We start from the raw sequence: 10,175 nt of genomic DNA, 5'->3' as shown, positions 1-10,175 counted from the left end.
GGCCGAAGATCTCCTCCCGGTAGATCTGCATCTCGGCGGTGACGTTGGAGAACAGTGTCGGGCCGACGAAGTTGCCTTCAGAATAACCCTCCACCTGATAGCCGCGCCCATCGAGTTCAAGCGTCGCGCCTTCGCGCTCGCCCTGGGCAATCAGCCCTTCGACCCGCGCCTTCGCCTGGGGCGACACCAGCGGGCCGAGATCCGCCTCGCGCTGGGTGCCGGAACCGGCGCGCATGCCGCGTGCGCCCTCGACCAGCTCGTCCAGCCACGCCCGCGCCTCGCCCACCAGCACCACCACGGAGTTGGCCATGCAGCGCTGGCCCGCCGCGCCGAAGGCGGAGCCCAGCAGGCTATTGATCGCCTGGCTCCTGTTGGCGTCCGGCATCACCACGCAGTGGTTCTTGGCCCCCATCATCGCCTGCATGCGCTTGCCCGCTTTCGCGGCCCGTTCGTACAAGAGCGCCCCGACGCGGGAGGAGCCGATGAACGACAGCGCCTTGATACGGGTGTCGTCGGCGAGCTGGTTGGCCACCTCCGGCCCGCCGTGGACCACGTTGAGCACGCCCGGCGGCACGCCGGCCTCGTGGGCGAGCTCGACCAGGCGCATGGTCGAGCTCGGGTCCTGCTCCGAGGGCTTGAGCACGAAGGTGTTGCCGGTGGCGATCGCCAGCGGAAACATGAAGCACGGCAGCATGATCGGGAAGTTGAAGGCGGTGATGCCCGCGCCCACGCCGAGCGGCTGATGCAGGGTGTAGACGTCGACCTCGCTTGCCGCGTTCTCGGCCACTTCACCGAGCTGCAGCGAGGTGATCGAGCAGGCGTGCTCCACGACCTCGAGCCCGCGGCCGACCTCGCCCTCGGCGTCCGGCAAGGTCTTGCCGTGCTCCTCGGTGATCAGCGCGGCGAGCTCCCCGGTGTGCTCGCGGATCAAGGCGGCGAGCTTCATCATGATGCGCATGCGCTTGTTGAGCGGCGTCTTGCGCCACTCGCCAAACGCCTGCCGGGCGCTTTCGATGGCGCGCTCGACCTCGTCGGCGGGGCACATCGGCACCCGGGCGACGACCTCCTGGGTCGCGGGATTCACCACGTCACGCCACTGATCGGTTCGGGAGGCGACGGGCTTGCCGTCGATGAAAAGGGGAATGTCGCGCACGGCCACGGCGTCTCTCCTGGTACGTTGTTATTGCTTTGAGATTTTTATTGCGTCGAGATTGCTGTCACTTCGAGAGTGTCATCGCTTCGAGAAAAGCGCTCCTGCGGCGTTGTCTAGGTTGTTTGCCGCTTTTCCGAGCGCCCGGACGCTCAAGATATAGCAACAAGTTGACGTAAACGTCAATCGACCCAGCGAGCTTTAAAATAGCCGTTTCCATACCCGGCGCGCCTGACTATGCTGCGAAGGATGCGCCGACACGTCCCACAGGCGCGGCCTTATCCATCGAGAGATTTCGCCACGAGGAAGCCTCATGCAGACCTTCAGCTGCCGCTGCGCCAATCCGCTGTTCTTCGAGAACACCGTCTGCCTCTCCTGTGAGGCCGAGGTGGGCTGGTGTCCGAGCTGCGACGCCATCGTCGCGCTCGAGCCGCTGGAGCAAGGCGGCTACCGCTGCGCGCGCAGCGAGTGCGGCGCGCTGCTCGAGAAGTGTCGCAACTATGCAGTGGAGAACGTCTGCAACCGCATGGTGCCGCTCGAGCAGGGCGTGGATGCGCTGTGCGACTGCTGCCGGCACAATGCGGTGATCCCGGATCTCTCCATCGAGGGCAACCGCGAGCGCTGGGCGGCGCTGGAAGCCGCCAAGCGGCGGCTGTTCTACACCCTGGATCTGCTCAAGCTTCCCCACGCCGCCCCGGAGGATGGCGCCGCTCTTCCGCTGAGCTTCTCGTTCATGGCCGACGCCCTGCCGGACCAGGGGCTCTGGCGCTCGGTCGGCCAGCAGAAGGTCTACACAGGCCACGCTGCAGGCCACATCACCATCAACGTCAAGGAGGCGGACACGGTCGAGCGCGAGCGCCTGCGGGTCGACATGAACGAGTCCCACCGCACGCTGATCGGCCACTTTCGCCACGAGGTGGGCCACTACTACTGGGACCTGCTGGTCAAGGATCAGGACGAGGCAGCCTGCAAGGCGGTGTTCGGCGATCATGAAAACCCCACCTACGGCGAGGCCCTGGAGCAGTACTATCAGCAAGGCGCGCCGCTTGACTGGGCAAAGCGGCACATCTCCGCCTACGCCACCATGCACGCCTGGGAGGATTTCGCGGAAACCTTCGCGTTCTATCTCGACATGGTGGCGGTGCTGGACACCGCGCTGCACATGGGCATTTCACGCGCCGAGTACGACGGCACCCTCGATGGCATGCTGGCCGCCTATCACCAGGTGGGGCTGGCGGTGAACGAGCTCAACCGCGACATGGGGCTTCTCGACCTGGCACCTGCGGTGCTTGCCGCGCCGGTGCGCGACAAGCTCGACTACCTGCATACGCTGATTGCCCACGCCGCCCATCAGGGCGACGAGGCACCTCAGTCGCCCTCCTCCTCCACACCGAAGCCCTGAACCTGCCCCTGGCGCTGGGTGACGCGCGGCACCTCTTCGCTGTTGACGAAGTAGGTGGCGCTCAGGGTGTCGTGGATACGCGCGAAGCCCACCTGCAGCTCGTCGATGAACGCGTGCAGTTTGCTCGGCGAGTGGGCCAGCGCCTGGATATCGGCGTCGATCACGTCGGCGCGCACCAGCGCGACCGTGGCGACAACCCGATCCTGGCGCGGCAGCCACTGAAGCTCGTGAGCCAGGATCTCCAGGCTGCAGGCGATCGCCCGAGGCAGGTGCGGGTCCTGGAGCAGAAAGCGCAGCACGTCCGGGCCGCGTACGCGCAGGCGCACCTGCTGGCGATACATCTGGTAAGCGGTCAGCGACTTCAGCACGCTCATCCACTGCAGGTTCTCGAAGGGCAAAAGCTCCTCGGGGTTCTTGGGCAAGAGGCTTGCCGAGCGCACGTCGAGAATGCGCGTGGTCATGTCGGCGCGCTCGAGCTGGCGGCCAAGCTCGATGAAGGTGCGCGCCGGGCCGTGGCTGAGTGTGCCCTCGATCAGCCCGGTCAGGGTCTGGCAGCTGCGGATCACGTTCTTCAAGAAGGCGTCGCGCCGGCGCGGACTGACCCCGTTCTCGGCGTGATCCGCCACGCTCAAGTAAAGATGGTTGACCTCTTCCCAGATCTCGCGCGGCACCACGTCGCGAGTGGTGCGCAGGTTCTCCCGGGCGCTGGCCAGCGCCGCGAGGATCGAGCTCGAATTCTGCGTATCGGCGCACAGAAAGTGCACCACGCTCTGCTCGTCGAAGGTGTCGAAGCGCTCGCGAAACGCCTCGAGGGTGCCGGTCATCTCGATCAGCGGCGCCCAGCCCAGCGGCAGGTTGCGCGGCAGATCGAGCATCAGGTGACTATTCACGCTCAAAAGCCGCGCGGTGTCCTCGGCGCGCTCGACGTAGCGCGCCATCCAGTAGAGATTCTCAGCGACCCGTGACAGCATGGCGCGCACCTCCCGCCTGTTCGACGCTCTCAACGTCCTGCTCGTCGGTCTCGACGATCCAGGTGTCCTTGCTGCCCCCGCCCTGGGAGGAGTTGACCACCAAGGAGCCCTCCACCAGCGCCACCCGGGTGAGCCCGCCGGTGGTGACGTGGATGTCCGGCCCCGAGAGGATGAACGGGCGCAAATCGACGTGGCGCGGCTGCGGCAAGCCGCCGGCGAGCGTGGGCGTGGTGGAGAGCGCGATGGTCGGCTGGGCCATGTAGTTGCGCGGGTTGGCCTCGATCAGCCGGGCGAACTCCTCGCGGGTCTCTTTCGTCGAGCGCGGGCCGATCAGCATGCCGTAGCCGCCGGATTCGTTGGCCGGCTTGACCACCAACTCGTCCAGGTGCTCCAGCACGTACCGGCGATCATCCTCGAACATGCACAGATAGCTCGGCACGTTGGGCAGAAGCGGCTCCTCGTCGAGATAGTAGCGAATCAGCTCCGGCACGAAGGCGTAGACCACCTTGTCGTCGGCAACGCCTGCGCCCGGGGCGTTGGCCAGCGCCACGTTGCCCGCGCGCCAGGCGCGCATCAGCCCGGCCACGCCCAGCACCGAGTGCGGGTTGAAGACCTCGGGGTCGAGGAACTCGTCGTCCACCCGGCGATAGATCACGTCGACCCGGCGGCGCCCTTCCACCGTGCGCATGTAGACGACATCGTGCTCGTCGACCAGCAGGTCGCTGCCCTGCACCAGCTCCACGCCCATCTGCTGGGCGAGGTAGGCGTGCTCGAAGTAGGCGGAATTGTAGATGCCCGGCGTGAGCACCACGATCTGCGGATCGTCCCCCGGGCGTGGCGACATCGCCGCCAGCATGTCGTAGAGCTGGGCAACGTAGTCGTCCACCGGCAGGATCTTGCCGGAGGCGAAGAGCTCCGGCAGCACCCGCTTGGTGACGTTGCGGTTCTCGAGCATGTAGGAGACGCCCGAGGGGATGCGCAGGTTGTCCTCCAGCACGTAGAGCGTGCCGTCGGCGCCGCGCACCAGGTCCGAACCGCAGATGTGCGCCCAGACCCCGTGGGGCGGGTCGATCCCCACGCACTGGGGGCGGAAGTTGGCCGACTGCGCCAGCACCTCGGCGGGCAATACCTTGTCCTTGACCACTTTCTGATCGTGGTAGAGATCGTCGATGAACAGGTTCAGCGCCTTGACCCGCTGCTTGAGCCCCGCTTCGGTCTTGCGCCACTCCCGGGCCGAGATGATCCTCGGCACGATGTCGAAGGGCCAGGCGCGGTCGATCATGGTGCCTTCGGAGTAGACCGTGAAGGTGATGCCCATGGTGCGAATGGCGATATCGGCGGCGGTCTTGCGCTCGGCGAGCTCCTCGGCGCTGAAGCGCGCCAGCATGCTGCAAAGTTCGTCGGCCGAGGCGCGGGGCTGTCCGGGGGCGGCGATGAGCTCGTCGAAGTAGTCGCGGCAGGCGTATTGATTCCAGTTCACTTGGCTCATGGGCGCTCTCCTGGCGCGGCGGGGGACACGGGTCCGTTAAACCCAGTGTAGGAGGATCTTCTTCAAACGCCCCTTGATCTTGCACCCGGCATTTAACGTTCTTTATCGCCAGTCCACATCCGGCATGAATTGTGCTGCAAAAAACGCCCAGTAGGGCGATACTTCCCCCATGCCGCGTACCCGGCGCCGCGAGCTCGCCGGCCCCTACGCCTCCATCACTGGTCGGGATACCCGCCCACCCGAGGATGGCCCATGACCATTCGCGTCGCCCTGACTCACCGTACCACCTATCGCTTCGACCGCCCCGTGCGTCTGTCACCCCACGTGGTACGCCTGCGTCCGGCGCCGCACTGTCGCACGCACATCGACTCCTACTCCCTCGACGTCTCCGGCACCGATCACTTCCTGAACTGGCAGCAGGACCCGTTCGGCAACTTCAACGCGCGCATCGTGTTTCCCGAGCCGCGCCGCGAGCTCACCCTCGCCGTCGAGCTGATCGCCCCGATGACGGTGATCAACCCGTTCGATTTCTTTCTCGACGATATCGCCCAGACGATTCCCTTCGCCTACCCGGAGTCGCTTGCCCGCGAGCTTTCGCCGTATCTGGAAGTGACCGAAGCCGGCCCCCGGCTCACCGAGTGGATCGCCCAGGTGGACCGCACCCCGACGCCCAGCGTGGACTTTCTGGTCGCCCTCAACCAGCGCCTGCAACAGGACATCGGCTACCTAGTGCGCATGGAGCCCGGCGTGCAGAGCTGTGAAGAGACGCTGACGCTCGCCAGCGGCTCGTGTCGCGACAGCGCCTGGCTTCTGGTGCAGATCTTTCGCCACCTGGGGCTGGCGGCGCGCTTCGTCTCGGGCTATCTCATCCAGCTCGCCCCGGACGTCAAGGCGCTGGATGGCCCGAGCGGCACCGAGGTCGACTTCACCGACCTGCACGCCTGGACCGAGGTGTTTCTGCCCGGCGCCGGCTGGGTAGGGCTCGACCCGACCTCGGGGCTGTTCGCCGGCGAAGGCCACATTCCGCTGGCCGCTACCCCGACCACCGGGAGCGCGGCGGCGATCAGCGGCTTTTCCGACAAGTGCGAGGTCAGCTTCGACGTCGAGATGCGCGTCGAGCGCATTCACGAGGACGCCCGCGTCACGCGGCCCTACTCCGAGGCCCAGTGGACGCGCATCCTGGCGCTGGGCGAGCGCGTCGACGCGGCGCTCGATGCGCAGGACGTGCGCCTGACCATGGGCGGCGAGCCCACCTTCGTCTCCATCGACGACATGGAGAGCCCACAGTGGAATACGGATGCACTTGGCGAGCACAAGCGCGAGCGCGCCGAGGTGCTCCTGACCCGGCTGCAGGCCGCCTTCGCCCAAGGCGGGGTGGTCCAGCAGCAGCAGGGCAAGTGGTACCCCGGCGAGCCGCTGCCGCGCTGGGCGCTGGCCTGCTACTGGCGCAAGGATGGCGAACCTTTATGGCGCGACCCGCGCTGGCTCGCCAGCAGCGACGGCGCCCCGGCGGTGCAGGCCGACGAGGCCCTGGCGAAACGCTTCGCCCAGGCGCTTGCCGAGCGGCTGGGGGTGGCGCCGCGCCACTGGATCCCGGCCTTCGAGGACGCCTACTACTACCTGTGGAAGGAGCAGACCCTGCCGGTGGACGTCGACCCGCGCCAGGCCAACCTGAAGGATGACGCCGAGCGCCGCCGTCTGGCCCGGCTTCTGGAGCGCGACCTGGGCGCGGTGGTCGGCTACGCTTTGCCGCTGCGTCACTCCATCGCCCACCACCACCGCTGGGAGAGCGGGCGCTGGCCCCTCAAGCGTGATCATCTCTACCTGGTGCCCGGCGACTCGCCCATGGGGCTTCGCCTGCCGCTCTCGGCGCTGCCCTGGACGGACCCCGCCGAGTCGCCGCAGCCGGCGTCGCTGTTCGCCCCGCGCGCCGCCCTCGGCGATATTCACGGCGAAGTGGCGCGGCGCCACGCCGAGCAGCGCCGCGCAAGCCCTGCCGAGCGCCACGGCCACAGCCTGCACCCAAGCGCCCGCCATCCCGAAGGCGAATCCGTCCAGCAGCAGCCCGGCGCCGAGGAGGATCGCCACGACGCGATAGTGCACACCAGCCTGTGCGTCGAGCCCCGCGACGGACGCCTGCACGTCTTCCTGCCGCCGCTGACGCACCTCGAGCACTACCTGGACCTGCTCGGCAGCATCGAGGCCTGCGCCGAGGAGCTCGATTGCCCGGTGATGCTCGAAGGCTACCCGCCGCCGCGCGACCCGCGCCTTCAAAGCTTCATGGTGACGCCGGACCCGGGGGTGATCGAGGTCAACGTCATGCCGGCGGCGAGCTGGAAGGCCCTGGTGGCCCAGACCGAGCGGCTCTACGAAGAAGCGCGTCTGTCGCGGCTCGGCACCGAGAAGTTCATGCTCGACGGGCGCCACACCGGCACCGGCGGCGGCAACCACGTGACGCTCGGCGGTGCCACCCCGGAGGACTCCCCCTTCCTGCGCCGCCCGGACCTGCTGGCGAGCCTGGTGACCTACTGGCAGCACCACCCGAGCCTTTCGTATCTCTTTTCGGGTTTGTTCATCGGCCCCACGAGCCAGGCGCCCCGGGTCGACGAAGCGCGCCACGAGGCGCTCTACGAGCTCGAGATCGCCCTGCAGCAGATGCCCGTGGGCGAGGTCACCAGGCCCTGGCTGGTGGATCGCCTGCTGCGCCACCTCTTGACCGATCTGACCGGCAACACCCACCGCGCGGAGTTCTGCATCGACAAGCTCTACTCGCCGGACAGCGACACCGGCCGGCTCGGGCTTCTGGAGCTGCGCGGCTTCGAGATGCCGCCGCATGCCCGGCTCGCCCTGATGCAGACGCTTCTGATCCGCGCGCTGGTGGCCAGGCTCTGGAAGACGCCCTACCGGGCCAAGCCGGTGCGCTGGGGCAGCGCCCTGCAGGATCGCTGGATGCTGCCCCACTACCTGTGGGAAGACCTCGATGACGTGCTGGGCGACCTGCGCCACCACGGCTTCGACTTCGAGCTCGAGTGGTTCGCGCCGTTTCGCGAGTTTCGCTTTCCCGTCCACGGGCGCCTGCACACCCCGATGCTGGAGCTCGAGCTGCGCCAGGCGATCGAGCCCTGGCACGTGCTCGGCGAGGAGGCCACCGCTTCCGGCACCGCGCGCTACGTCGACTCCTCGGTGGAGCGCCTCGAGGTCAAGGTGCGCGGCATGAGCGGCGAGCGCTACGTGGTGACCTGCAACGGCCGGCGCGTGCCGCTCACCGCGACCGGCCGAAACGGCGAAGCGGTGGCCGGGGTGCGCTACCGCGCCTGGCAGCCGCCCTCGGCGCTGCATCCGCAGATCCCGGTGCACGCCCCTCTGGTCTTCGACGTCATCGACACCTGGAACCAGCGTGCGGTGGCCGGCTGCACCTACCACGTGGTGCACCCGACCGGGCGCAGCTTCGAAACCTTCCCGGTGAACGCCTTCGAGGCCGAGGCGCGCCGACTTGGCCGCTTCGCGACCGGTGGCCACACCCACGGCCACCAGGCGCCGGTCGAGGAGCGCGCGAGTCTCGAGCTTCCGCTGACGCTGGATCTGCGTTGGCGGCCCCACTGACACCCTGATACCGTCATTTGAACCACCCGGGCGCCAGCGCCCTTTGCTACCCAGGACGACACGTATGACCGCCTCTGTGACGCCCTTGCCAAGCCCTACCGGGCTCGTCGAGGGATATCTTCAACAGCTAGGCAATGGAGTGCCCGCACGATTCGACACCCTGGTGGACCGCCAGGGCCGGCTGCGCCCGGGCTGGCAGGAGCTCTTGAACTGCCTCGACGCCCTCGGCGAGCCGGGCCGTCTTCAGCAGCAAGAGGAGATCAACGGCCTGCTGGCCGAGAACGGCGTCATCTTCAACATGCACGACGACACCCAGCGACGTGCCTGGCGGCTCGACCCGCTGCCCTGGGTGATCGACCAGTCCCGGTGGCACGCGCTGGAGGCGGGCCTTGCCCAGCGCACGCGCCTGTTCAACGCGCTCTATCGCGACATCTACGGGCCGCGCACGCTGTTCGACGAAGGGCTTCTGCCCACCCAGGCGCTGCTCGCCTCGCCGAACTTCCTGCTGCCCTGCCACGGCGCCCAGCCGCGCGAGCACACGCCGATCAACTACCACGGCGTGGACGTCATCCTCGACGCCGAAGGGCAGTGGCGCGCGATCGGCGACCGCCTGCAGGCGCCCTCCGGCACCGGCTTCGCGCTCGAGAACCGTATTTTGATGGCACGCGCGCTGCCGCAGATGTACCGCAACGCCCCGCTCAAGCGTCTGGCGAGCTTCCTCGACACCCACCACCGTACCCTCACGCTGCTTGCCTACCAGCACCGCGACAACCCCACCGTGGTACTGCTGACCCCGGGGCCGCAGAGCCCGCGCTACTTCGAGCACGCCTATCTCGCCAACTACCTCAACCTGACCCTCGCCGAAGGGCCGGACATGGTGGCCCGCGACGGCCAGCTGTGGCTGCGCACCCTGGGCGGGCTCAAGCCGGTGGACGTGGTGCTGCGCCACTGCGCGGACGCGGACTGCGACCCGCTGGAACTCAAGGCCGACTCCGCCCTCGGCGTGCCGGGGCTTCTGCAGACCGCGCGCACCGGCGGCGTGGCGCTCTCGAACGCCTTGGGCGTCGGCGTGCTCGAGACCCCCGCCCTGGCCGACTACCTGCCGACGCTGTGCGAGCGCCTGCTCAACGAGCCGCTGCTGTTGCCCGCGGCCACGCCTACCACCCTCTCGGCGACCTTGCCGATGTTCGACGAGACGCTGGCCCGACTCACCCCCGCGACCTTCAACCTGCGCTGCTTCGTGGCGCGCTCGCCGCGCCGCGCGGGCCAAGACACCGGCGACGACGTCGTGGTGATGCCCGGCGGGCTTTGCTGGCAGGGCGCTCCCGGCTCGCCGTCACTGGCAAGCCCGGTGGTGAAGGACGTGTGGGTGACCGCTTCCACCGCCCAGCCTCACGTCAGCCAGCTCAAGCAGGCGCGCGGGCCGATCGTGGTGACCCGCGACGGCGAGGACCTGCCCAGCCGCGTGGCGGAGAGCATGTTCTGGCTGGGTCGCTACGGCGAGCGCCTGGATAGCCGCGCGCGGCTGCTGCGCGAGGCGCTGCTACGGCTGATGGAGTA

Annotated in this window: 6 protein-coding genes; 3 read left to right on the top strand and 3 right to left on the bottom strand. The window is 68.0% G+C overall.

Features of this window, described 5'->3' with window-relative positions; translation table 11 throughout:
- Window positions 1-1,159 (bottom strand): CoA-acylating methylmalonate-semialdehyde dehydrogenase (gene mmsA, locus BIS11_RS04340; RefSeq protein ID WP_253585765.1); only part of this gene is annotated, 1,159 nt, incomplete at its 3' end.
- A gap of 304 nt (window positions 1,160-1,463) precedes the next feature.
- Here mmsA and BIS11_RS04335 point away from each other — a divergent pair.
- Window positions 1,464-2,552 (top strand): putative zinc-binding metallopeptidase, encoded by a 1,089-nt coding sequence (locus BIS11_RS04335; protein ID WP_253418713.1) that lies wholly within the window; start codon window positions 1,464-1,466, stop codon window positions 2,550-2,552.
- Here the strand turns inward: BIS11_RS04335 and BIS11_RS04330 are convergent.
- Both BIS11_RS04330 and BIS11_RS04325 read right to left on the bottom strand, forming a co-directional pair.
- The gene (locus BIS11_RS04330) at window positions 2,519-3,523 is read right to left on the bottom strand and encodes an alpha-E domain-containing protein (protein ID WP_253418710.1); all 1,005 of its coding nucleotides are present in this window, start codon (window positions 3,521-3,523) and stop codon (window positions 2,519-2,521) included. The genes BIS11_RS04335 and BIS11_RS04330 overlap by 34 nt on opposite strands.
- Complete coding sequence (locus tag BIS11_RS04325) at window positions 3,504-5,012, bottom strand: circularly permuted type 2 ATP-grasp protein (RefSeq protein WP_253418708.1); 1,509 nt, start codon at window positions 5,010-5,012, stop codon at window positions 3,504-3,506. The genes BIS11_RS04330 and BIS11_RS04325 overlap by 20 nt, the downstream gene beginning before the upstream one ends.
- 252 nt (window positions 5,013-5,264) lie before the next feature.
- Between BIS11_RS04325 and BIS11_RS04320 the strand changes: the two genes are divergently transcribed.
- Window positions 5,265-8,615: a DUF2126 domain-containing protein gene (locus BIS11_RS04320; RefSeq protein ID WP_253418705.1), complete on the top strand. Its 3,351-nt coding sequence runs from the start codon at window positions 5,265-5,267 to the stop codon at window positions 8,613-8,615.
- A 139-nt stretch (window positions 8,616-8,754) separates the two neighbouring features.
- Window positions 8,755-10,175 (top strand): circularly permuted type 2 ATP-grasp protein (locus BIS11_RS04315; RefSeq protein ID WP_253585764.1); only part of this gene is annotated, 1,421 nt, incomplete at its 3' end.

Origin of the sequence: Halomonas sp. 707D4, from assembly GCF_024158685.1 — a bacterium.
Classification (GTDB): domain Bacteria; phylum Pseudomonadota; class Gammaproteobacteria; order Pseudomonadales; family Halomonadaceae; genus Vreelandella.
This window is presented reverse-complemented; position numbering and strand designations above follow the sequence as displayed.